Source organism: Actinomadura sp. RB99 (genome assembly GCF_014706005.1).
Classification (GTDB): Bacteria; Actinomycetota; Actinomycetes; order Streptosporangiales; family Streptosporangiaceae; genus Spirillospora.
In genome coordinates this window covers 43,436-63,246 of record NZ_JABMCA010000012.1, presented here as the reverse complement: position 1 = coordinate 63,246, position 19,811 = coordinate 43,436, and the positions used below count along the sequence as shown (strand labels likewise).

Genomic DNA, 19,811 nt, shown 5'->3' with positions numbered 1-19,811 from the left:
GCCTCCGCGCCCGGGATGCGCCCGTCCCGGGCGCGTCCCGGGCCGCGCAGGGCACGTCCCGGGCACGTCCGTGCAGGTCGGACGCATGGCCGCCGCGAGTTGCGGGCATGGCCGTGAACATGGCATCTGACTCCGCACAACCCGTCCTTGAGGAACTCGACCGCGAGGAGTGCCTGCGCCTCATCGCACCCGGCGGCATCGGCCGGATCGCGTTCGAGGACGGCGAAGGGCCCGCGGTGGTCCCGGTGAACTACGCCGTCGACGGCGAATCGGTGCTGTTCCGCACCTCGTTGCAGGGCCGGCTGAGCCGGAGCCTGATGACCGCCGTGCCGGGCGGGAAGGTGCGGGCCGCCTTCGAGGTCGACGCGTTCCAGGACAGCACGCACGAGGGGTGGAGCGTGCTGGTGCGCGGCGGCGCCCGGCCCCTCGACGACGAGGAGAAGGAGCGCGCCGTCCGGGTCGACCCGTGGCCCGGCGGCGAGCGCGAGGCGTGGTTCAGCCTGGCGGGGATGGAGATCAGCGGCCGGCGGCTCCGGCGGCCGTAAGCGCGGCTGCCGGCTCGCCGGCGCCCATAGGGTTGGGAGATGGACTCACCTCCCATCCGTGTGCTGATCGTGGACGACGACGCGCTCGTCCGGTCGGGGCTGTCGATGATGCTCGCGGGCGCCGGGGACCTGGAGGTCGTCGGGGGCGTCGCGGACGGCGCGGAGGCGGTGCCCGCGGTGAACGAGCACCGCCCGGACGTGGTGCTGATGGACATCCGGATGCCGCGGCTGGACGGGCTGGCCGCCACCGAGCTGCTCCGGTCGCGGCGCGACCCGCCGGAGATCATCCTGCTGACGACGTTCGACACCGACGACCACATCCTGCGCGCGATGCGCGCGGGCGCGAGCGGGTTCCTGCTGAAGCACACCCCGCCGCCGGAGATCATCCAGGCGATCCGGCAGGTCGCGGCCGGGGAGCCGATGCTGTCGCCGGCGGTGCTGCGCCGGATGATGTCGTTCGTCGCCGAGGCGGGCGCCGATCCGCGCAAGGCCCGCGCCCGCGCGCTGCTGGAGCGGCTCAGCGAGGGCGAGCGGGCGGTCGCGGTGCGGGTCGGGCAGGGCAAGACGAACAGCGAGATCGGCCGGGAGCTGTCGCTGAGCGTCGCGACGGTGAAGGCGTACGTGTCGCGGCTGCTGACCAAGCTGGAGCTGAACAACCGGGTGCAGGTCGCGCTGCTGGTCAACGACGCCGATCTCGGCGCGTAGCCGGCCGGCTCGTCCGGCGGGAGGTGAAGTAGTCACTCGCGGGAGCCGAGCGGGACGTTCCGCAGCAGCAGCGCCGCCGCCAGGCCGACCGCCAGCAGCGGCAGGCCGGTGAGGAACAGGTCGGAGAACGCCTGCGCGAAGGCTTCGGCGACGCCGTGCCGGACCGGCTCGGGGAGGGTGCCGAGCACCTCGGGCCGGACGGCGTCGCCGAAGGCGGGCACCTTCCCGGCCGGGACGCGGCGTCCGATCTCCTCGGCGAACCGGCTGGAGACGATGCCGCCGAACACGGCCATCCCGGCGGCGGTGCCGAGCATGCGGGACGCGAACACGCCCGAGCTGGCGGCGCCGAGGTCGCGCCTCGGCGCCGCGTTCTGCGCGATCAGCATGACGACCTGCTGCGACAGCCCCGCGCCGAAGCCGAGGACGGTCATGTAGACCCCGGCGGTGACGAGGCCGGTGCGCACGTCCATGGTGGCGAGCAGGGCGACGCCGACGGCGCTGATCGCCATGCTGGCGGCGGGCAGCCGGTGGTAGCGGCCGGTGCGCGCGATGTACCGGCCGGCGCCCATCGAGGCGGCCAGCAGGCCGGTCATCATCGGCAGCAGCAGGAGCCCGGACTCGGTGGCGCCGACTCCCCCGACGACCTGGAAGAACATCGGCAGGTACGTGGCGAGCCCGAAGCCGGTCGCGCCGCCGACCGCGGCGACGGCGGACGCCACCGCGAACGACCGGTCGCGGAACAGCCGCGGCGGGATGATCGCCTCGGCGGCGCGGCGCTCCACGAGCACCCATGCGGCGAACAGCACCGCGGAGCCGGCGGCGAGCGCGAGGACCTCCGCCGAGTCCCACGCGTACCGGGTCCCGGCCCAGCTGGTCAGGAGCGTGAAGCAGGTGACGGCGGCGCCGAGCAGGGCGATGCCCGCGTAGTCGATCCGGGGCCGCCGGTCCGGTTTCGGCAGCCGCAGGAACGCCAGGGTGATCGCGGTGGCGGCCAGCCCGAGCGGCAGGTTGACGTAGAACGCCCACCGCCAGGACGCGTGGTCGGTGAGGAAGCCGCCGACCAGCGGTCCCGCGATGCTGGACACCGCGAAGACCAGTGCCGAGTAGCCCTGGTAGCGGGCCCGCTCGCGCGGTTCGAACAGCTCCCCCGTCAGCGCGAACATCGAGCTCATCAGGCACCCGGCGCCCGCCCCCTGGACGACGCGGAACGCGATCAGCGCGTCCATCGACGGCGCCGCCCCGCACGCCGCCGAGCCCGCCAGGAACCCGATCAGCCCGGTGAGCAGGACCGGGCGGCGGCCGAACAGGTCGCCGAGCCGTCCGGACAGCGGGACGGTGACGCTCGTGGCCAGCACGTACGCGGTGGAGACCCAGGCGAGCCGGTCCAGCCCGCCGAGGTCGCCGACGATCGTCGGCAGCGCGGTGCCGAGGACCGTCGCGTCCAGGGACGACATCAGCCCGGCGAGCATCAGGCCGCCGAACACCAGGACCCGGTGCCGGTGGCTCATGCCCGCCGGCGCGTCGTGGACGATCGTCATGTGCACCCCTCATTCATATGCTTAAGACATGTAGATGCTAAGCACAGTAATATGAGGGACGCAACCGGACTAGACTGGGCGGCATGACCGACGAGGCACTGGACGCCGTCGAGCGGAACATGGTCAAGCTGCGCCGCGGCATGTCCCGGCAGCGGCTCGGCAGGGCGGCGATCCGGGACCACAACCTGCCCGTCGACGTGCAGGTCCTGCACGTCGTGGACGTCGTGGACGAGGGCCCCGACGAGCCGGGCCAGGAGATGAGCGTCGGCCTGGTCGCCACCCGCCTCGGCGTCGACGCCTCGCGCGGCAGCCGCATCGTCGCCGAGGCCGTCAAGTCCGGGTACGTCCGCCGCGTCGCGTCCCAGGAGGACGGCCGCCGCATCCACCTGGAGCTGACCCCGGCGGGCCGGTCCGTCGTCGAGGCGACCCGCCGCACCCGCCAGGAGCACTTCGCCAAGGCCATGCGCGACTGGAGCGACACCGAGCGCGCGGAGTTCGCGCGCCTCCTCGCCCGCTTCGTCGACGGCTACGAAGGCTGATCGCGACGGCGATTTGGCCGGTCCATGACCCTCGCGGAAACGGTTCGCTACCGTTCGTGACTAATGTCGGGAGTATGAGCGCCGACGCGGACCTCGATCGGATCGTCGACGCCGCCACCCGGCTGTTCGCCGAGCTGGGGTTCGACGGCACGTCGCCGCGCCTGATCGCGGACGCGGCGGGCGTCGACCCCGCCACCGTCGACCGGCTGACCGGCGGCAAGACGGAGCTGTACCGGGAGGTGATGCGCCGCGCCACCGACGCCGAGAAGGCGGCGGTCGGCGGCGCCGCCGGCGGCTTCACCCCGACCCGGCAGGGCGTCGAGCGGCTGCTGGACGAGTACCTCGACTTCTACTCCGCGCACCCCGAGTACCTGGGGCTGTGGCTGCACCGCCGGACCGGCGACGCCGCCGACACCGCCGATCTGGAGGAGCAGTACGTCCGGCCGCGGCTCGGCGGGATCGTCAAGGCCCTGCGCGAGGCGGTCCCCGGCGGCGTCGACCTCGACCTCACCATCTGGACGATCCCCTGGGTCATCTCCGGTTTCCTCAGCCAGCGGGCGCTCGGCACGCGCGCGGAGGAGGAAGAGGAGGAGTCCGACGGCCCCTACCGGAACATCTCACGGGACGAGCTGGAGCGTTTCCGCGCCCACCTGCACATGCTCCTCGAACGGATGCTCACGCTGCCCGACGGCCCGGACCGCTGACCTCAGGGCAGGACGACCGGTTCGAGCCGGGGCCGTTTCGCGCTGCGGCCGTCGCCCGACGAGCGTCCGCGCAGCCGCCGGACGACCCACGGCCCCATGAACCTGCCCGCCCAGGCGGCCTCCGTGCCCGCCCGGCGCCACGCCGGGACGGGCGGCAGCGGCGGGAGCGCGTCGGACCAGGACGCGTGCCCGCCGGGCAGGCCCAGCGCGTGGGCGGCCGCCGCGGCGATGCGCGCGTGCCCGAGCGGGCTCGCGTGGATGCGGTCGGGGCTCCACAGCCGCGGGTCGGTCGTCACGGGATGCGGGAACGTGTCCACCACCAGGGCGCCGTGCCGGCCGGCGGCCGTCCGGATGCGCTCGTTGAGGTCGACCACCCGCGGCCGCAGGTGCCGCACCAGCGGCGCGATCTTCGCGACGTCGGGGAAGGTGAACGTGACCACCCGTGCCCCTGCTCCGCTGAACGCCGCCAGCATCGCCTCCAGTTCCGCGGCCACGGCCCGTGCGTCGAAACCGGGCCTGACCAGGTCGTTCATCCCCGCCATGACGGTGACCAGGTCCGGTTCCAGGGCGAGCGCCGCCTCGGTCTGCTCCGCCCGCACCCCGGCCGCGAGCCGCCCGCGCACCGCGAGGTTGGCGTAGCGGAAACCGGCGTCCCGCGCCGCGAGCAGCTCGGCGAGCCGGTCGGCCCATCCGCGGTACCCGGTCAGCTCGTCGCCGTCGTTGAGGCCCTCGGTCTGGCTGTCCCCCACCGCGACGTACCGGAGGTACCGCATCAGCCGACCCGCTGCCTCAGCACGGCCAGGGCCCATTCGCCCCACCGCTCGTTCTCGCGCTCGAACGCCAGCCCGCGCATCAGCGTCAGGTAGGGCCCGACGCGCTCGGCGTGCGCGAGGAACTCCTCCTCGGTGCGGCCGCCCAGCAGCCGCGCCTGCAGCCGCTCGAACCGGGCGATCTTCGCCCGCGCCCACTCCACCCGCTCCTCGACGGCGGAGCGCACGCCCTCGGCGTCCCCGGCGTCGACGGCCTGCACCATGACCATCATCTCGTCGCGGATCGCGCCGGGGCGGGGCGGACCGGCGGTGAACTCCCGCAGCTCCCGCCGCCCCTCCTCGGTCAGCGAGAACAGCCGCTTGTTCGGCCGCCGCTCCTGCTCCACGACCCGCGCCTGGACCAGGCCGTCCTCGCGCATCCGGTCGAGTTCCCGATAAAGCTGCTGCGGGGTGGCCATCCAGAAGTTGGCCACCGACGCGTCGAACCCCTTGGCCAGGTCGTACCCCGACGCCTCGCCCTCCAGCAGCGCGGCCATCACCGCATGACGCAACGACATGCCCCGACGATAACCCCGCGCGATTACTCAAATTGTTGACTACCCCCAGATGTGATCATCACCACGCCCTCATGCGGGCGGGCGGCGGGCGGCGGTGACGGCGACGGTGGCGTAGGGCATGGTGAAGGCGCCGCCCAGCGCGTCGATGGCGGCTCCGACCTCCTCCAGCACCTGCGCCACGTGGTCGGCTGGGAGCCGGGTGAGCGAGCCCTGGGTGGGCATCTGGTCCAGCCACTCGTCGCGCGTGTAGGTGTGCTCCCACTCGAACCGCCACCGCTCGGGGGCGGAGAATCCGCCGGCCTCCGCGATGCCGCCGGCGGCCTTGTCGAGGAGGGGCTCGTAGCCGTCCAGGCCCTGCCGGGCCGCCTGCATGTTGAACGGCGAGTCGGGCGCGACGCGCCGGTAGACCGCCACGAAGGCGTCGACGATCTCCGCGGGGAGCTCCATGGCGTGCCAGAACACGGCGAGGCGGCCGGCGGGGCGCAGCACGCGGGCGGCCTTGGCGGCGCCGGCGACCGGGTCGACCCAGTGCCATGCGGTTCCCGCGACGACCGCGTCGAACGTCCGATCGGCCGGGTCCCAGTCCTCGATCGTGGCCACCTCGACCTCGATGCCGGTGCCCCGCGCGAACGCGGCCATCCGCGCGTCGGGCTCCACGCCGAGCACCCGGCACCCGGCCGCCCGGAGCTGCCGCGCCTCGATGCCGGTGCCGCAGCCGACGTCGAGGACGTCGCGGCCGGGGCTCCCCGCGACGATCCGCTCGATCAGCGCGTCCGGGTAGCGGGGGCGGGTGCGGTCGTAGCGCTCGGTGTCGGCGCCGAACGACTCGGCCACCTCGCGGTACTGGTGGGGGGCGGGACGCGGGGGCTCCGGCGGTAGAGTGGTCATGCGCCCACTATAAATGGGCGATCGCCCACTTGGTCAAGGAGGGATGCACTGTGCCGACCGGGGTGGCTCTGCGGGACGCGCGGCAGCAACTGTTCGACGCGGCCGAGCGCGTCCTGCTCCGCGACGGGCCGAACGCCCTGACCAGCCGCGCCGTCACCACCGAGGCCGGATGCGCCAAGGGCGTCCTGCACCGGCACTTCAGCGACTTCGACACCTTCCTCGCCGAACTCGTCGAGGACCGCATCGCCCGCGTCCGGGCACAGGAGGCCGAGCTGTGCGAGCGGGCCGGGACGGGGACCGTCGTCGGCAACCTCGCCGAGGCCCTGACCGGGGTGTTCGAGACGGTCGCGGTCGCGATCGTCGCCCTCATCACGTCGCGGGACGAGCTGCGCGCGAAGCTCCGCGCCACCAGGCCGACCGGGGTCCCGCTGGCCACCGAGGCGGTCACCATGATCGCGTCCTACCTCGCCGCCGAGCGCGCCCTCGGGCGCATCGCCGCCGACGCCGACGTGGACACCCTCGCGCCGATGCTGGTCGGCGCGGGGCACCTGGCGTTCGCCGACCGGACCGGCCCCCGCCCGAGCCCCGAGGCCGTCCGCAAGGTCGTCGCCACCACCGTCGCCGGGGTGGTCCGCGACCGTTGATCCCTCAACGGGCCGCGCGGTGGCCCAGGCCGCTGACGCGCAGGAGCGCCGGGGTGAGGACGAGCAGGGCGGCGGCCAGGGCCGCGATCGCGAGCATCGCTCCGCGCAGTCCCACGGCGTCGGCCCACAGCCCGACGTAGACCGGACCGAGGAGGAATCCGAGGTAGGACACGGTCGAGACGACGGACGTCGCGCGACCGCGGCGGTACTCCTCGACGTCGCGGGAGACGATGCCGAGCAGGGTCGGGAACAGCACCGCGGTCCCGGCGGCGGCCACCGCGAGCCCCGCACCGGCGACGAGCAGCGTGGGCGCCGCCGCGATCAGGGCGGTGCCGGCCGCGGCGGCCGTCGTGCCGCCGAGGAGGACGGCGCGGGCATGGGCGGCTCCGAGCCCGCCGATGGCGAACCGGGTGATCGCGACCGCTCCGGCGAACACGGCGGGTGCGACGGCGCTCAGCCCGGCGCCCGAGTGGAGTTCGTCGTTGGCGAAGACCGCGCTCCAGCTCTCGTGGGCGTTCTCGGCGGCGAATCCGAGCGCGCCCAGCGTCCCGATGAGCACGAACGGGACGAGGCCGCCCCGTCCGAGCGGCGCCGGATCGGCTTCCGCGGCGTGCTCGCGCGCCTGACCGGCGCTCCCGTCGCCCAAGGCCCTGACCAGAGCGGCGCCGGCCGCCAGGGAGACGGCGGCCACGGCCGCGAACGGGACCGCGACCGGCAGGGACGCGACCGCCCCGGTGGCGAGGCTCGCGAGGACCACGAGGCCCGAGAAGACGCCGTGAGCGCGGGTGATGACGGGACGCCCGGCCGTCCTCTCGGCGCGGCCCGCGACCGCGTTCATGGCCACGTCCGCCGCTCCGCTGGTGGCACCGACGACGGTCAGCCCGGCGCACAGGGCCGCCAGGTTCACCGCGGTCAGCACCATCCCGGCGCCGGCGCAGCCGAGGGCGGCGATGGCCGCGCCCGCGACCCTCGGCCCCCATCGATCGAGCGCCCTGCCCATGAGCAGCATCGACGGGAGGGCGCCCGCGCCGACGAACAGCAGCGCGAAGCCGAGCCGGCCGTCGTCGAGCCCGGCCTGCCGCTGCACCCGCGGCACGGCGGCGCCCCACACTCCCCAGAACGCGCCGAACGCCGCGAAGGCCACGATCGCCGCGGCGATCAGGCGGCGCGGCTCGCAAACCGACGTATCCGACATATGTGTAACGATACACAGCCCGGCTAGGCTGGTCGCCATGGAATCGTCCGCGGGTTCGAAGCGGGTGACGCTCGCGCAGGTGGCCGAACTGGCCGGCGTTTCGGTCATGACCGCCTCCTACGCCTACAACCGGCCGGAGCGCGTGTCGGACCGGGCCCGGTCGAAGGTGCTCGACGCCGCCGCACGGCTCGGGTACGCCGGTCCGGATCCGAGCGCCCGGTCGCTGCGCCGCGGCAGCACCCGCGCGCTCGGCGTCGTCATGGGCGAGCATCTGAGCTACGCCTTCGAGGACCCGGAGGCGGCGTCCTTCCTGGCGGGGATCGCCGACGTCTGCGCCGACCGCGGGTACGGCATGACGATCCTGCCGATCACGGGCGCCGCCGACGACGGCCGGCGGATCACCGAGGCCGCCGTTGACGGGTTCGTCGTCTGGACAACCTCCGACGACGACCCGGTCCTGTCGGCCGTCCAGGCTGTGAAGCGTCCGGCGGTGGTGCACGGAGGTCCGGCGGTTCCCGGGATCGGGCTGGTCGGCATCGACGACCGCGCGGCGGCCCGCGCGGTGGGCGCGATCGCGTTCGCGGGGGCCGAGCGTCCGGCGGTGGTGAGCTTCCCGCTGTCCCGGGACCGGATCAGCATGGTCTCCACGGGCATCGATCCGGCGGACGTGCTGTTCCCGGTGACGCGCGAGCGACTGGAGGGCTACCGGCGCGCGGCCGAGGACGCCGGTATCGGCTGGCGCGACGTGACCGTCGCGGTGTGCTCGCGCAATGACGGAGCCGAAGCCGAACGGCTCGCGGCGGCCCTGCTGGCCTCCCCCGAGCCGCCCGACGCGATCGCCGCGATGAGCGACCAGCAGGCGGCGGGGGTCGTGCAGGCCGTCCGCGCCGCGGGCCGCACCGTCCCCGGCGACGTGGCGGTGACCGGCTGGGACGACGCGGCGGTGGCGGCCCGCCTGGGGTTGACGACCGTCGCGCAATCGCTGCGCGAGCAGGGCGCGGCCTGCGCGCGTGCCGCGCTGGGTGAGGAACCGGACCCCGAGGCCGCGTCGTGGTCCATCGTCCGCCGGACCAGCACCCGCCCCGGCCAGGAGCCGGCGGCGTCCTCTTGATGGACCGCTACCGCCTCGCGGTCAGACCACGTCCGCTAAGCGTCGTACCGGCCACGCTTGACGTCCCGGAGGAACACCGCCCACTCGCCCCTGCTGAAAGCCAGCACAGGCCCTGACGGATCCTTCGAGTCCCTCGCCACGACCCGCCGCGCCATGCCCCCGACCTCGACGCACTCAGTTCCTGAACCACCGCTGTGGCTGCTGGTTCGCCACCGCACTGCGGACGTCTCCTGCCCGCTCATAGGTCGTGAGCACCCCGCTTCACGTCAGCAAGGAACGCCCGCCACTCCCCCGGACCGAATGTCAGCACGGGCCCGGCTGGGTCCTTCGAGTCCCGCGCAGCAACCATTTGCGCTCGCCCTGCGACCTCCACGCACTGTGTCGCATCGCCACCGCTGTGGCTGCTGGTACGCCACAGCACTGTGGAGGTCTCTTGCCCGCTCATAGGTCGTGAACGCCGCGCTTGACGTCAACGAGGAACGCCAGCCACTCCCCCATACCGAACGTCAACACCGGACCGGCTGGGTCTTTCGAGTCCCGCGTCCCAACGCTCTGAGGCAGGCTGGCTACCTCGACACACTGAGTTCCCTGGCCCGAGCTGTAACTACTGGTCCGCCACCGTGCCGCGGAGAGGTTTCGCTCGTTCATAGTTCGGACAATATCCGCTCGATGAACTCCCGGGAATCGGTTCCCGACAACGCGATCTCCCGAAGTCGATCGAACGCCTCACAGTAGTGGTCAACGTCCGACGGCTCGTCCACGTACCAACTCCTGGTGAGGCTGTCGATCGCGACCACATCCAACAAGCCCTCGGGACCGACCCCGAGGATCGTGAAGGGTCCGTCGCCCCCTGGATGCGCACCGGCGGCAAAAGGAAGGATTTGCAGGTCGATATGCGGACGGTCACTCATGACCAGCAGCTTGCGCAGTTGACTTCTCATCACTGCTGCACCACCCATCGCCTGCCGAAGTGCCGGTTCACCGAGTACCAGCGACATCGTCGGCGGCTGCTCCCGATCATGAAGACGCTGACGGTGAAGCCTGAAGCTGATCTCCGTCTCGATATCCCGGGAACTGCGGAGCGCGCTGCCCGAGTCGGCGATGACCGCGCGGGCGTAGTCCTCCTCCTGCAGAAGCCCGTGCACCAGAAGAGGCTGGAACATCCGGACACTGGACGCGTCGGCCTCGAGGGAGGCGAAGTCGACGACGCCGGGAGCGAGGCGTTCGTCGAAGTCGTGCCACCAGCCGTCCTGGCGGCCCTGGGCGGCGAGGGAGAGGAGCCGGCTGCGGACGAGGTCGTCCGTGACGCCGTAAACGTCCAGAATGTGTTTGAGGTCGCGGGGACGAATGGCGCGGTGGCCGTTCTCGTAAGCGCTGAGTGATGCCTGCGAGCGGTCGAGGAGCCGGCACGCGGCGGTCTGGGTGAGGCCGAGGCTTTCCCGGAACATGCGCAGCGAGTCGCCGATCTTCCGGCGGCGGTAGGTCTGCCGGTCGTATCCCATGACCCGCACGTTGTCACACTGCGTACATGATCGCCTCCCTCCAGCGAGAAGTTAGAAATATTCGTTCTTCGCACGTTCACCTTCTCTATGGGCGACCCTACGAATACCTCTCATCTGCCGGAAGCAAGTTGTTGAGACGGTGGGGTGGCGTGACTCTTGCGGGTGTCGAAGAGAAGGAGGACGCGATGGCATCCGGCAAGGCTCGATATGTATGGACGGGCACGGAGAACGGCATGGAGCTTCTGGGGGCGCTCACGCTTCCGGGAGTTGACCGTTCCGTCCCTTATGCTCGGCTTTTTCTGCGGGACACGCTGGTTCCCGGGCACATCTCACCGGGGTCGGAATTGCTCGCGGACATGGCGCTGGTGGTGGACGAACTGGCGGCCAACGGCATCCAGCACACCGCGTCCGGCAGGGGCGGGAAGATCACGATCGCGCTGTGGGCGGGACGCGGGGTCCTGCGCGCCGAGGTGACCGATGACGGCGCGGGCGGCGCGCGGCCGGTCGTGCGGAGCGAGCCGGACGGTGAGAGCGGGCGCGGCCTGCACATCGTCGCCGCGCTCGCGAAGGCGTGGGGCCACCGCCCGGACGGCCCCGGCACGACGGTGTGGGCCGAGTTCCTGGCCGATCGGGGATCGGGGGACCGCGCGGCGGCGGCCGGCCCGCGCCCGCTCACCTGATCGGCGCTTCCGTCAGAGCGCGGGGGCCATCGCGCCGAACGCCCGGTCGATCAAGTCGGTGCGGTCGGCGGCCCCGTCGCAGCGGAGCCATTCGCGGTTCGCGGCGTCCAGCGCCGCCGCGGCGCAGCCGGTCAGCAGGTCGGCAGTGAACGGGTCGAGCCGGGGGCCGGGCCGCTCGCACAGCGCGGTGGTGATCCGGTCGCGCATCGCGTCGCGCCGCTGGTTCAGGCGCGCGCGCAGCGCCGGGCTGGACTCGATCAGCCGCAGCACCGCGGGATCCCTCTGCGCGGATTGGATGCGCTCTCCCCACTCGCGCAGGACGGCCCGGAGCACCGTCCAGGGCGACTCTTCCGCCGGGCGCGCGCGGACGGCCTCGGCGACCCGGTCGGCCAGGTCCTCGACGTCGCCGAAGACCACGTCCTCCTTGGACGGGAAATAGCGGAAGAAGCTGCGCTTGGAGAGTCCGGCGGCCATCGCGATGTCGTCGACCGTCGTCTCCTCGTAGCCGCGTTCGACGAACAGGCGCAGCGCGAGCTCCGCCAGCTCGGTCCGCACCGCGCGCCTCGTCCGTTCCCGCAACCCCGCCCGTTCCGCGTCGTCCATGCACCAAGGATAGTTTCTGACATGCAACGCCATATTTGTCACTCGGTGACATACGATGCGAATCATTCGACCGCGGCGGCGAGGGAGAGCGATGACGATGCACGGCAAGACCGTCCTGGTCACGGGCGGCACGGGAGGGATCGGCAAGGAGACCGCGCGGGCGCTCGTGGCGATGGGCGCACGGGTCGTCGTGGTCGGGCGCGATCGCGTGCGCGCGGAAGCCGCCGCCCGGGAACTCGGCGGTGACGGCGCGGGGGTGAGCAGTGTGACCGCGGATCTGTCACGCCTGGCCGGCCTGCGCGCGCTCGCGGACGAGATGAGGGCACGACATGACCGCCTGGACGTGCTCATCAACAATCTCGGCGGCGTGGTCGCGCCGCGCACCCTCACCGAGGACGGGGTGGAGGCGACCTTCGCCGTGAACGTCCTCGCGCCCTACGCGCTGACCTGCCTGCTCCTGCCCCTCCTGCGCGACGCCCCTGACGCGCGCGTCATCAACCTGACCGGCGGGATCCCCGGCGGACCGGTCGACCCGTCCAATCTCGAGGCGGAGAAGCGCTTCCTCGGCTGGACGTTCTCCCAGTACAACCACGCCAAGACCGCGCTGATGGCGATGAGTCGCCGTTTCGCGGCCCGGGTCGCCAACGACGCCGTCACCGTCAACGTCGCCTATCCCGGCCACGCCTACACGCCGGGCAACCGGGCCATGACCGCCGCCGCGTTCCCCTACGTCTACCGGCCCTTGGTGCCGTTGCTGCGCTTCCTGGGTCCGCGGCTGATGAGCGATCTGGCCAAGCCCACCCGTTCCACCGTTCATCTGGCCACCAGTCCGGAGATGCGGGACGTCACCGGCGTCTACGTCAACGCCAAGGCTGAGCGCACGCCCTGGCCGGCGAGCGTCCTGGACGAATCCGTGTGCGACGCCGTCTGGGACCGGTGCGAACGGCACAGCGGCATCTCGCCGTGAACGGCGTCCGAACCGCTCTCAAAGCCAGTTCGTGCGGGTTCTGAGCCATTCGAGAGCGGCGGTGCCCTGGGCGGTCTGGAAGTCGCGGAGGGTGGGCAGGCCGGGCGGCGCAGGGCGGCGGCCGTTGCCGATGAGGAAGCCGGACCAGGCGACGAGGGCGGTCGTCACCGCGTCGCCGTCGGCGCGGCGCGCGACCGGGTGTGCGGCGAAGACGTCCTCGCAGGGCGGGCCGCCCTGCATGCGGACGCTGGGCAGGAAGAGCATCAGGTCGAACCACGGCGCCGCCCGGCACGCCCACGGCCAGTCGACGACGACCACGCGGTCCGGGGTGAGGAGGAGGTTGTCCGCGCGCAGGTCGGCGTGGGCGAGGGTGGTGCCGGAGACGGCGGACGGCCAGCCGGGCTCGGCGGCGGCGAGGCGCGCGAGGTTCCGCGCCGCCCACGGGTCGAGGCCCGCCAGGTCGTCGTCGCCCCGGCGGTGGGCGGCGAGGAGGTGCCGCCAGCCCTGGAACTCGTCCGCGAAGCGCTCCTCGGCCGGCGGTGCGGGGAGGGGCGCGGGCGTCAGGCTCCGGGACAGGGCGGCGACGGCGTCCAGGACGCGGGCCAGCTCGCCGGGGTCCCATGGCTGGGCGGGCGGGGCGCCGTCGACGTCCTCGAAGAGCAGGACGACCCAGCCGTCGCGGTCGAACGAGCCGAGGAAGGCGGGTGTGGGCGCGTCGTCCGGGAGGGCGGCGGCGATGGCCGCTTCGGCGCGGTGGATGGCGGGGCTGTCGGGGTTCGGCGCCGGGCCGACCGCCTTGACGAACGCGCGGCGGCCGCCGGCGAGGCGGAGGCGGGCGGCGACGCCCGGTGAGAACCCGCCGGGCTGCGTCGCGGCCTCCACCACGTCGCCGCCGAGTCGTTCCTCGACGTCCGCGCGCAGCGCGGCGGGGACCGCCTCCCAGGGCAGGCGGCGGCCGGTCGCGGGTGGTGGTGTCATCCGAGCATGCTGGCGAGGGCACCCGGACGAGCGCAACGGGATTTGTTTCTGTCAGGCGGCTCACAACGACCCGCCGGGAAGTTGGTGGCGAGCTTCATTCCGCGGCGGTCGGGCGTGGGCGACAGTTTCCGGCAACCACCCCGAGGCCGGAGGTCGTCCCATGAGCACGCCCAGCCGCCGTTCGTTCCTGCAGGCGTCCGCCGGAGGCGGGCTGGCCGTCGCGCTGGGCGGGGCGCTCGGGCGCCCGGCGTCCGCCGCGGAGAGGACGGACTACAAGGCGATCGTGGTCGGGTCCGGGTTCGGCGGGTCGATCAGCGCGTGCCGGCTCGGGCAGGCCGGCGTGGACACGCTCGTCCTGGAACGCGGCCAGGAATGGACGACGGACCCGCAGAAGGCGGTGTTCGGATCGCAGCTGAACTACAGCGAGAAGATGTTCTGGTTCCGCGATTACGCGGACTGGCCGATGGTGCTGCCGTTCCCGATGACGCCGTATGCGGGCGTCATGGAGGTGTCGAACGAGAAGAACCTGAACATCGCGTGCGGCGCGGGGCTCGGCGGCGGGTCGCTGGTGTACACGTGCGCGACGGTGGCGCCGCCGCGGAAGTACTTCGAGAAGCTGTTCCCGGCGGACATCACCTATCAGGAGATGACGTCGAAGTGGTACCCGAAGGTGCAGTCGGTGCTGAAGCCGAGCGTGATGCCGGACGACGTCTACGGGTCGGCGCCGTTCACGCATTCGCGGGTGTGGGACCAGCACGTCGCGAAGGCCGGGTACACGTCCGAGCGGCTGATGTCGATGTTCAACTGGGACGTGCTGCGCAAGGAGCTGGCCGGCGCGGTGCGTCCGTCCGCCATCGCGGGCGAAGCGGACTTCGGGTGCAGCGACGGCGCCAAGAACAGCCTGACGGTGAACTACATCCCGGCGGCGAAGGCCACCGGGAAGGTGCGGTTCCAGACGATGAGCGAGGTGACGTCGATCGGGATCGGGACGGACGGCAGGTACCGGCTGGCCGTCCGGCATCTCGACACCGCGGGCCGGACCCTCGACACCGTCGAGTACACCTGCGACATGCTCTTCCTGTGCGCCGTGACGCTCAACACCAACCGGCTCCTCGTCGCGGCGCGGGAGACGGGCGCGCTGCCCGACCTGGACGCGTCGGTGGGGACGGGGTTCGGCGACAACGGCGACCAGTACGCCGGGTACAGCTACGCGGGCCCGGCGGGGCCGAGCCAGGGCGCGCCGAGCGCGTCCACGATCTTCGTGGACGGGGAGTTCGAGCTGCCGATGCGGGTGGAGAGCTGGCAGCTCATCGAGGCGCAGGGCCTGCCGATCGTGCAGACGCTGGTGATGACCGCCGACCTGGAGAACCGCGCGAGCTTCGTCTACGACAAGGCCGGCAGGACGGTGAAGCTCTCGGACTGGGCGGGCAAGGCGGACGCGGCGGCGAAGTCGGCGACGGACTGGGTGAACAAGGTGATGCACGCCAACTCCGACGCCATCCCGATCGCGGTGACGTGGCCGGCGACGCTGACCGCGCACCCGCTGGGCGGGTGCGTGCTCGGCACCTCGTCCGACCTGTACGGGCGGGTGAAGGGCTACAAGGGCCTGTACGCGCTGGACGGGTCGATGGTCCCGGGCAGCGTCGGCGGCGCGAATCCGTCGTTCACGATCGCCGCGCTGGCCGAGCGCGGCATCGCCGACATCATCGCCAAGGCCGGCTGACGCCGCCCGGGTCCCCGGTCAGGCGTTCGGCGGCAGCGCCGTGCCCGCGCCGCGGCGGCGGACGGACACCGTCTCGGCGCGGCGGTGCTCCGGCATGCTGGGCGTGTCGGCGCCCTCCACCTCGAAGCCGAGGTCCTCGATCATCTCCAGGTCGGCCTTGCCGGCCTGGCCCTCGCTGGTCAGGTAGTCGCCGAGGAAGATCGAGTTGACGACGTGCAGGGCGAGCGGCTGCAGGCTGCGCAGGTGGATCTCGCGGCCGCCGGCGAGCCGGACCTCCGCGTCCGGGTGGACGAACCGGACCATCGCGAGGATCCGCAGGCAGCGCTGCGGGGTGAGCGCCCAACGCTCGGCGAGGGGCGTGCCGTCGAACGGGATGAGGAAGTTGACGGGGACCGAGTCCACGCCGAGGTCGCGGAGCGCGAACGCGACGTCGACGAGGTCCTCGTCGGTCTCCCCCATCCCGGCGATGAGGCCGGAGCACGGGGACAGGCCGGCGTCCTTCGACTTCTGGACGGTGTCCTGCCGGTCGCTGAAGTCGTGGGTGGTGCAGATGTCGCCGTACACGCCCTCGGAGGTGTTGAGGTTGTGGTTGTAGGCGTGCGCGCCGGCCTCGGCGAGCCGCTCGCCCTGGCCGTCGCCGAGCAGGCCGAGGCAGGCGCAGATCTCCACGTCGCCGCGCTCCTTGATCGCGGCGATGGTGTCGGCGACGCGCTCGACGTCGCGGTCCGTCGGGCCGCGGCCGCTGGCGACCAGGCAGACCCGCTTGGCGCCGGCCGCCATCCCGGCGGCGGCCGCGTCGGCGGCCTCCTCGGGCTTCAGCCACGTGTACTTGAGGACGTCGGCCTTCGAGCCGAGCCGCTGCGAGCAGTACGAGCAGTCCTCGGGGCACAGCCCGGACTTGAGGTTGACCAGGTAGTTCAGCTTGACCCGGCGGCCGAACCAGTGCCGGCGGACACGGCCGGCGGCGGCCACCACGTCGAGGATGTCGTCGTCGGACGTCGCCAGCACCGCCAGCGCCTCGTCCCGCGTCGGCGGCTCGCGCCGCAGTCCCTTGCCGGCCAGGGTCTCAAGAAGGCTCATGACAGAGGATCCTTGCAGAAGCGCCCCGCGGTGTTGAGGAGCAGGGCCGACAAACCGGACCGATCAGGCTTTGTACCGCAGGACGGAGCAGAGCGCGTCGAGCGCGGCGGCGTAGCCGGACCGGAGCGGGGTGCTGTAGCCGACGACGAGTCCCTGCGGGCGCCCGTCCGGCCGCTGCCAGAACTCGCCGAGCGGCTGGAGCGCGAGGCCGCGCGCCGCCGCCCGCGCCATGACCTCGGCCTCGCCGGGACCGCCGTCCGGGAGCAGCACGAGGGCGTGCAGCCCGGCCGCGACGCCCAGCACGCGCACGTGCGGCGCCCGCCGCCGCAGCGCCCCGACCAGTTCGTCCCGGCGGCGCCGGTAGCGCAGCCGGGCGGCGCGCACGTGCCGGTCGTAGGCGTGGCCGGTGATCAGGTCGGCGAGGACGAGCTGCCCGAGCGACGGGGTGTGCGCGTCGGCGAGGCGCTTGGCCTCCGCGACCGGCTCGACCAGGGCGGCGGGCAGTACCAGCCAGGCCAGCCGCAGCGCCGGCGCGAGCGTCTTGGACGCGGTGCCCGCGTAGACGACGTGGCCCGGCGCGGTGCCCTGGAGGGAGCCGACGGGCTGGCGGTCGTAGCGGAACTCGCCGTCGTAGTCGTCCTCGACGACGAGCCCGCCGGTGTCGCGCGCCCACGCGGCCGCGGCGCGGCGGCGGTCCGGGGCGAGCGTGGCGCCGGACGGGTACTGGTGCGCCGGGGTGAGCACCACCGCGCCGGCGTCCACGGGCAGGTCGGTGCGGGCGCCGAGGCCGTCCACCGGCAGAGGGGCGACCCGGAGTCCCGCGCGGGCGACGATCATGCGGTGGTACGGATGCCCCGGCTCCTCCATGGCGACGGCGGACGTCCCGGCGTCGCCGAGGAGCCGGGCGAGCAGGCCGAGCCCCTGCGCGTACCCGGACGTGATCACGATCCGGCCCGGGTCGGCGTCGACGCCCCGGACGCGCCGCAGGTAGCCGGCGAGGGCGTCGCGCAGCTCGGGCCGCCCGCGCGGGTCGCTGAGCGCGTGCGCCTCGGGGCCCGCCGTGGTCAGGACGCGGCGCGTCGAGCGCAGCCAGGCCGACGCGGGGAAGGTGCCGAGGTCGGGACGGCCGGGCCGCAGGTCGTGCGCGACCGTCCCGGCGGTCGCCCACGAACCGGCCCAGACGGGTCTTGGCGCGGGCGAGGGCTTCCCGGGCGGGGGTCCCTCGGGCGCGGGCTTCCCGGGCTCCGCGGAAGGGAGCCCGGAACGGATCTCGGCGACCCGGGTCGCGGCGCCCTGGCGGGCCGTCAGGTAGCCCTCGGCGATCAGCTGGTCGTAGGCGGCCGTCACCGTGCCGCGCGAGACGCCGAGCTGGGCGGCGAGGGCGCGCGTCGAGGGGACGACCGCGCCCGGCCCGAGGCGCCCGGACCTGACCGCGTCGCGGAGGGCGCGTTCGAGGGCGTCCCGGCGCCCACCGGACGGGTCGAGCTCCAGGTGCAGGTCGACCCCCGGACTGGTCCACTCTTCCGCCATGGAACTGGATCTTAAGGTCGGTCCTGTCGCGGCCTAGATTCGCGGCATGATCACTTTCGCGCAGCTCAGCGACACCCATCTCGACGGCGGGGAGCGCGCCCTCGAACGCACCCGCCGCGTCATGCGGCACCTGGACGGGCTGCCGCTCGACGCCGTCCTCGTCACCGGGGACGTCGCCGACCACGGCGCGCCCGCCGAGTACGAGGCGGCCCGCGCGGTCCTCCGGTCGCCGCACCCCGTGCTGACCTGCCCCGGCAACCACGACCGGCGGGAGGCGTTCCGCAAGGCGCTGCTCGGCGAGGAGCCGTCCGGCGGGCCGGTCGACCGGGTGCACGAGATCGGGGGCGCGGTCTTCGCCATGTGCGACTCGTCCGTCCCCGGGGAGGACCACGGGTACCTCTCCGACGAGACGCTCGGCTGGCTGGACGGCGTGCTCGGCGACCGGCCCGGCGCCCCGGCGTTCGTCTGCTTCCACCATCCGCCGGTGACGCTCGGCGTCCCGTACGTCGACGGGATCCGGCTGTTCGGGGCGGAACGGCTCGCCGCCGTGCTCGACCGGCACCCGCAGGTGGCGGCCGTGCTGTGCGGGCACGCGCACACGGCGGCGGCCACCACGTTCGCCGGGCGGCCGCTGCTGGTGGCGCCGGGGGTCGTCTCCACCATCCGGCTCCCCGGGCAGGACGGCCCCGTCGCCGACCACGAGGCGCCGCCCGGCGTCGCGTTCCACACGCTGGACGACGAGCGGCGCCTCACGACGCACTACCGGCCGGTCACCGGTGGGTCGTCCACGTCCGCGTGATCTCCTCGGCGGCGTCGCGGACGAGCGCCCGGTACCGCTCCACGGCCTCCGGGGTGAAGCGGTGCCGGGGGCCGCAGACGCTGATCGAGCCGTGCACCTCGCCGTCCGGGCCGAACAGCGGCGCGGCGACCGACCCGGCGTCGGCCTGCCGCTCCCCCAGCGAGACGCCGACGCCCTCGCGTGCCGTCTCGGCGAGCTGGGCGCGCAGCGCCGCCACGTCGGTGACGGTGCCGGGGGTCAGCGCGGCCAGCGGGCGGGCCAGCAGCGCCTCGCGGCGCTCCTCGGGCAGGAAGGCGAGGATCACCTTGCCCGAGGAGCCCGCGTGCAGCGGGAACCGGCGGCCGACCTCGACGGTCATCTTGACCTCGTGCGGGCTCTCGAACTGGTCGAGGTAGACCCGCTCGTCGGCGACGAGCCCGGACAGCGTCGTCGTCTCTCCGGTCTCGTCGCGCAGCCGGCGCAGCACCGGCGCGGCGGCGTTGCGGACGTTGAACCGGCGCAGCGCGCTGACGCCGAGCGCGACGGCGGCGGGCCCGAGCCGGTACCCGCCGGGGTCCGCCTCCAGCATCTCCCGCGACACCAGCGACCGCAGGATGCGGTGCACGACGGCCTTGGAGATGCCGAGCTCCCGGCTGATCGCGCTGACGCCGAGGTACTGCGGCCCCCCGGCGAACAGCAGCAGCACGTCGGCGACCCGGCCGGCCACCTCCGTGCCGGACGACTGCCGCTCTGCGGTCTGGTTGGTCACCCGAT

24 protein-coding genes are annotated in these 19,811 nt (G+C 73.4%); 10 read left to right on the top strand and 14 right to left on the bottom strand.

Features of this window, described 5'->3' with window-relative positions; translation table 11 throughout:
- The first annotated feature begins 119 nt into the window (after nucleotides 1-119).
- A complete protein-coding gene (locus tag amrb99_RS13880; protein WP_241755537.1) occupies nucleotides 120-545 on the top strand; it encodes a pyridoxamine 5'-phosphate oxidase family protein in 426 nt (141 codons plus the stop codon).
- A 39-nt stretch (nucleotides 546-584) separates the two neighbouring features.
- On the top strand, nucleotides 585-1,250 hold the full coding sequence (locus amrb99_RS13875; RefSeq protein ID WP_190856349.1) for a response regulator transcription factor: 666 nt from the start codon (nucleotides 585-587) through the stop codon (nucleotides 1,248-1,250).
- A gap of 32 nt (nucleotides 1,251-1,282) precedes the next feature.
- On the opposite strand, the gene amrb99_RS13870 is transcribed toward amrb99_RS13875, so the two are convergent.
- The gene (locus amrb99_RS13870) at nucleotides 1,283-2,788 is read right to left on the bottom strand and encodes an MDR family MFS transporter (RefSeq protein ID WP_190856348.1); all 1,506 of its coding nucleotides are present in this window, start codon (nucleotides 2,786-2,788) and stop codon (nucleotides 1,283-1,285) included.
- 83 nt (nucleotides 2,789-2,871) lie between these two features.
- Between amrb99_RS13870 and amrb99_RS13865 the strand changes: the two genes are divergently transcribed.
- Both amrb99_RS13865 and amrb99_RS13860 read left to right on the top strand, forming a co-directional pair.
- Complete coding sequence (locus amrb99_RS13865) at nucleotides 2,872-3,327, top strand: MarR family transcriptional regulator (RefSeq protein WP_190856347.1); 456 nt, start codon at nucleotides 2,872-2,874, stop codon at nucleotides 3,325-3,327.
- A 74-nt stretch (nucleotides 3,328-3,401) separates the two neighbouring features.
- Nucleotides 3,402-4,031 (top strand): TetR/AcrR family transcriptional regulator, encoded by a 630-nt coding sequence (locus amrb99_RS13860; RefSeq protein ID WP_190856346.1) that lies wholly within the window; start codon nucleotides 3,402-3,404, stop codon nucleotides 4,029-4,031.
- Between the two features lie 2 nt (nucleotides 4,032-4,033).
- On the opposite strand, the gene amrb99_RS13855 is transcribed toward amrb99_RS13860, so the two are convergent.
- The 3 genes from amrb99_RS13855 to amrb99_RS13845 all read right to left on the bottom strand — a co-directional run bounded on the left by amrb99_RS13855 (nucleotide 4,034) and on the right by amrb99_RS13845 (nucleotide 6,246).
- The gene (locus amrb99_RS13855; RefSeq protein WP_190856345.1) at nucleotides 4,034-4,804 is read right to left on the bottom strand and encodes an SGNH/GDSL hydrolase family protein; all 771 of its coding nucleotides are present in this window, start codon (nucleotides 4,802-4,804) and stop codon (nucleotides 4,034-4,036) included.
- Complete coding sequence (locus tag amrb99_RS13850) at nucleotides 4,804-5,358, bottom strand: PadR family transcriptional regulator (RefSeq protein WP_190856344.1); 555 nt, start codon at nucleotides 5,356-5,358, stop codon at nucleotides 4,804-4,806. Before amrb99_RS13850 ends, amrb99_RS13855 begins: the two co-directional genes overlap by 1 nt.
- Nucleotides 5,359-5,427: 69 nt before the next feature.
- Nucleotides 5,428-6,246, bottom strand: coding sequence for a class I SAM-dependent methyltransferase (locus amrb99_RS13845; RefSeq protein WP_190856343.1), 819 nt, complete (start codon nucleotides 6,244-6,246; stop codon nucleotides 5,428-5,430).
- Between the two features lie 50 nt (nucleotides 6,247-6,296).
- Here amrb99_RS13845 and amrb99_RS13840 point away from each other — a divergent pair, with 50 nt between their 5' ends.
- Entirely contained in the window at nucleotides 6,297-6,890 is a 594-nt protein-coding gene (locus tag amrb99_RS13840) for a TetR family transcriptional regulator (RefSeq protein ID WP_190856342.1), read from the top strand.
- 4 nt (nucleotides 6,891-6,894) lie between these two features.
- Here amrb99_RS13840 and amrb99_RS13835 read toward each other — a convergent pair whose 3' ends face one another.
- Nucleotides 6,895-8,085 carry an MFS transporter gene (locus amrb99_RS13835; RefSeq protein WP_190856341.1) on the bottom strand — a complete coding sequence of 397 codons (1,191 nt, stop codon included), beginning with the start codon at nucleotides 8,083-8,085 and terminating at the stop codon, nucleotides 6,895-6,897.
- A gap of 37 nt (nucleotides 8,086-8,122) precedes the next feature.
- On the opposite strand from amrb99_RS13835, the gene amrb99_RS13830 reads away from it, so the two are divergent.
- Complete coding sequence (locus amrb99_RS13830; protein WP_190856340.1) at nucleotides 8,123-9,196, top strand: LacI family DNA-binding transcriptional regulator; 1,074 nt, start codon at nucleotides 8,123-8,125, stop codon at nucleotides 9,194-9,196.
- Nucleotides 9,197-9,231: 35 nt separating this feature from the next.
- Here amrb99_RS13830 and amrb99_RS52370 read toward each other — a convergent pair whose 3' ends face one another.
- From amrb99_RS52370 to amrb99_RS13810, 4 genes are read right to left on the bottom strand one after another with little or no spacing between them, the layout of a single operon-like run.
- Entirely contained in the window at nucleotides 9,232-9,438 is a 207-nt protein-coding gene (locus amrb99_RS52370) for a DUF397 domain-containing protein (protein WP_190856339.1), read from the bottom strand.
- On the bottom strand, nucleotides 9,435-9,641 hold the full coding sequence (locus amrb99_RS13820) for a DUF397 domain-containing protein (protein ID WP_190856338.1): 207 nt from the start codon (nucleotides 9,639-9,641) through the stop codon (nucleotides 9,435-9,437). Before amrb99_RS13820 ends, amrb99_RS52370 begins: the two co-directional genes overlap by 4 nt.
- On the bottom strand, nucleotides 9,638-9,844 hold the full coding sequence (locus amrb99_RS13815) for a DUF397 domain-containing protein (RefSeq protein ID WP_190856337.1): 207 nt from the start codon (nucleotides 9,842-9,844) through the stop codon (nucleotides 9,638-9,640). The genes amrb99_RS13820 and amrb99_RS13815 overlap by 4 nt, the downstream gene beginning before the upstream one ends.
- Nucleotides 9,841-10,698 (bottom strand): helix-turn-helix transcriptional regulator, encoded by an 858-nt coding sequence (locus amrb99_RS13810; protein WP_190856336.1) that lies wholly within the window; start codon nucleotides 10,696-10,698, stop codon nucleotides 9,841-9,843. Before amrb99_RS13810 ends, amrb99_RS13815 begins: the two co-directional genes overlap by 4 nt.
- A gap of 26 nt (nucleotides 10,699-10,724) precedes the next feature.
- On the opposite strand from amrb99_RS13810, the gene amrb99_RS53115 reads away from it, so the two are divergent.
- On the top strand, nucleotides 10,725-11,378 hold the full coding sequence (locus amrb99_RS53115) for an ATP-binding protein (protein ID WP_347256667.1): 654 nt from the start codon (nucleotides 10,725-10,727) through the stop codon (nucleotides 11,376-11,378).
- Between the two features lie 12 nt (nucleotides 11,379-11,390).
- Here the strand turns inward: amrb99_RS53115 and amrb99_RS13800 are convergent, their stop codons facing one another.
- A complete protein-coding gene (locus amrb99_RS13800) occupies nucleotides 11,391-11,981 on the bottom strand; it encodes a TetR family transcriptional regulator (protein WP_194736797.1) in 591 nt (196 codons plus the stop codon).
- A 91-nt stretch (nucleotides 11,982-12,072) separates the two neighbouring features.
- Between amrb99_RS13800 and amrb99_RS13795 the strand changes: the two genes are divergently transcribed.
- Nucleotides 12,073-12,948, top strand: coding sequence for an SDR family NAD(P)-dependent oxidoreductase (locus tag amrb99_RS13795; RefSeq protein ID WP_241755535.1), 876 nt, complete (start codon nucleotides 12,073-12,075; stop codon nucleotides 12,946-12,948).
- Nucleotides 12,949-12,966: 18 nt separating this feature from the next.
- Here the strand turns inward: amrb99_RS13795 and amrb99_RS13790 are convergent, their stop codons facing one another.
- Nucleotides 12,967-13,926 (bottom strand): phosphotransferase, encoded by a 960-nt coding sequence (locus tag amrb99_RS13790; RefSeq protein ID WP_190856334.1) that lies wholly within the window; start codon nucleotides 13,924-13,926, stop codon nucleotides 12,967-12,969.
- A 160-nt stretch (nucleotides 13,927-14,086) separates the two neighbouring features.
- Between amrb99_RS13790 and amrb99_RS13785 the strand changes: the two genes are divergently transcribed.
- Nucleotides 14,087-15,649: a GMC oxidoreductase gene (locus tag amrb99_RS13785; protein WP_190856333.1), complete on the top strand. Its 1,563-nt coding sequence runs from the start codon at nucleotides 14,087-14,089 to the stop codon at nucleotides 15,647-15,649.
- A gap of 18 nt (nucleotides 15,650-15,667) precedes the next feature.
- Here amrb99_RS13785 and bioB read toward each other — a convergent pair whose 3' ends face one another.
- Together bioB and amrb99_RS13775 are read right to left on the bottom strand one after the other, a co-directional pair.
- Nucleotides 15,668-16,729 carry a biotin synthase BioB gene (gene bioB / locus amrb99_RS13780; RefSeq protein WP_190856332.1) on the bottom strand — a complete coding sequence of 354 codons (1,062 nt, stop codon included), beginning with the start codon at nucleotides 16,727-16,729 and terminating at the stop codon, nucleotides 15,668-15,670.
- A 63-nt stretch (nucleotides 16,730-16,792) separates the two neighbouring features.
- Complete coding sequence (locus amrb99_RS13775; protein WP_190856331.1) at nucleotides 16,793-18,259, bottom strand: PLP-dependent aminotransferase family protein; 1,467 nt, start codon at nucleotides 18,257-18,259, stop codon at nucleotides 16,793-16,795.
- 46 nt (nucleotides 18,260-18,305) lie between these two features.
- On the opposite strand from amrb99_RS13775, the gene amrb99_RS13770 reads away from it, so the two are divergent.
- Entirely contained in the window at nucleotides 18,306-19,058 is a 753-nt protein-coding gene (locus amrb99_RS13770; protein ID WP_190856330.1) for a metallophosphoesterase, read from the top strand.
- On the opposite strand, the gene amrb99_RS53110 is transcribed toward amrb99_RS13770, so the two are convergent.
- A complete protein-coding gene (locus tag amrb99_RS53110; protein WP_206699935.1) occupies nucleotides 19,030-19,806 on the bottom strand; it encodes an IclR family transcriptional regulator in 777 nt (258 codons plus the stop codon). The genes amrb99_RS13770 and amrb99_RS53110 overlap by 29 nt on opposite strands.
- Nucleotides 19,807-19,811 lie beyond the last annotated feature (5 nt).

Bases quoted from the DNA above. Each gene is read 5' to 3' on its own strand.
- amrb99_RS13815 (WP_190856337.1), bottom strand. From the start codon at position 9,844: ATGAACGAGCGAAACCTCTCCGCGGCACGGTGGCGGACCAGTAGTTAC.
- amrb99_RS13775 (WP_190856331.1), bottom strand. From the start codon at position 18,259: ATGGCGGAAGAGTGGACCAGTCCGGGGGTCGACCTGCACCTGGAGCTC.
- bioB (WP_190856332.1), bottom strand. From the start codon at position 16,729: ATGAGCCTTCTTGAGACCCTGGCCGGCAAGGGACTGCGGCGCGAGCCG.
- amrb99_RS13835 (WP_190856341.1), bottom strand. From the start codon at position 8,085: ATGTCGGATACGTCGGTTTGCGAGCCGCGCCGCCTGATCGCCGCGGCG.
- amrb99_RS13855 (WP_190856345.1), bottom strand. From the start codon at position 4,804: ATGCGGTACCTCCGGTACGTCGCGGTGGGGGACAGCCAGACCGAGGGC.
- amrb99_RS13865 (WP_190856347.1), top strand. From the start codon at position 2,872: ATGACCGACGAGGCACTGGACGCCGTCGAGCGGAACATGGTCAAGCTG.
- amrb99_RS13850 (WP_190856344.1), bottom strand. From the start codon at position 5,358: ATGTCGTTGCGTCATGCGGTGATGGCCGCGCTGCTGGAGGGCGAGGCG.
- amrb99_RS13790 (WP_190856334.1), bottom strand. From the start codon at position 13,926: ATGACACCACCACCCGCGACCGGCCGCCGCCTGCCCTGGGAGGCGGTC.
- amrb99_RS13830 (WP_190856340.1), top strand. From the start codon at position 8,123: ATGGAATCGTCCGCGGGTTCGAAGCGGGTGACGCTCGCGCAGGTGGCC.
- amrb99_RS13875 (WP_190856349.1), top strand. From the start codon at position 585: ATGGACTCACCTCCCATCCGTGTGCTGATCGTGGACGACGACGCGCTC.
- amrb99_RS13810 (WP_190856336.1), bottom strand. From the start codon at position 10,698: ATGGGATACGACCGGCAGACCTACCGCCGCCGGAAGATCGGCGACTCG.
- amrb99_RS13870 (WP_190856348.1), bottom strand. From the start codon at position 2,788: ATGACGATCGTCCACGACGCGCCGGCGGGCATGAGCCACCGGCACCGG.
- amrb99_RS53115 (WP_347256667.1), top strand. From the start codon at position 10,725: ATGATCGCCTCCCTCCAGCGAGAAGTTAGAAATATTCGTTCTTCGCAC.
- amrb99_RS13845 (WP_190856343.1), bottom strand. From the start codon at position 6,246: ATGACCACTCTACCGCCGGAGCCCCCGCGTCCCGCCCCCCACCAGTAC.
- amrb99_RS13785 (WP_190856333.1), top strand. From the start codon at position 14,087: ATGAGCACGCCCAGCCGCCGTTCGTTCCTGCAGGCGTCCGCCGGAGGC.
- amrb99_RS13770 (WP_190856330.1), top strand. From the start codon at position 18,306: ATGATCACTTTCGCGCAGCTCAGCGACACCCATCTCGACGGCGGGGAG.
- amrb99_RS52370 (WP_190856339.1), bottom strand. From the start codon at position 9,438: ATGAGCGGGCAGGAGACGTCCGCAGTGCGGTGGCGAACCAGCAGCCAC.
- amrb99_RS13880 (WP_241755537.1), top strand. From the start codon at position 120: ATGGCATCTGACTCCGCACAACCCGTCCTTGAGGAACTCGACCGCGAG.
- amrb99_RS13800 (WP_194736797.1), bottom strand. From the start codon at position 11,981: ATGGACGACGCGGAACGGGCGGGGTTGCGGGAACGGACGAGGCGCGCG.
- amrb99_RS13860 (WP_190856346.1), top strand. From the start codon at position 3,402: ATGAGCGCCGACGCGGACCTCGATCGGATCGTCGACGCCGCCACCCGG.
- amrb99_RS13820 (WP_190856338.1), bottom strand. From the start codon at position 9,641: ATGAGCGGGCAAGAGACCTCCACAGTGCTGTGGCGTACCAGCAGCCAC.
- amrb99_RS13795 (WP_241755535.1), top strand. From the start codon at position 12,073: ATGACGATGCACGGCAAGACCGTCCTGGTCACGGGCGGCACGGGAGGG.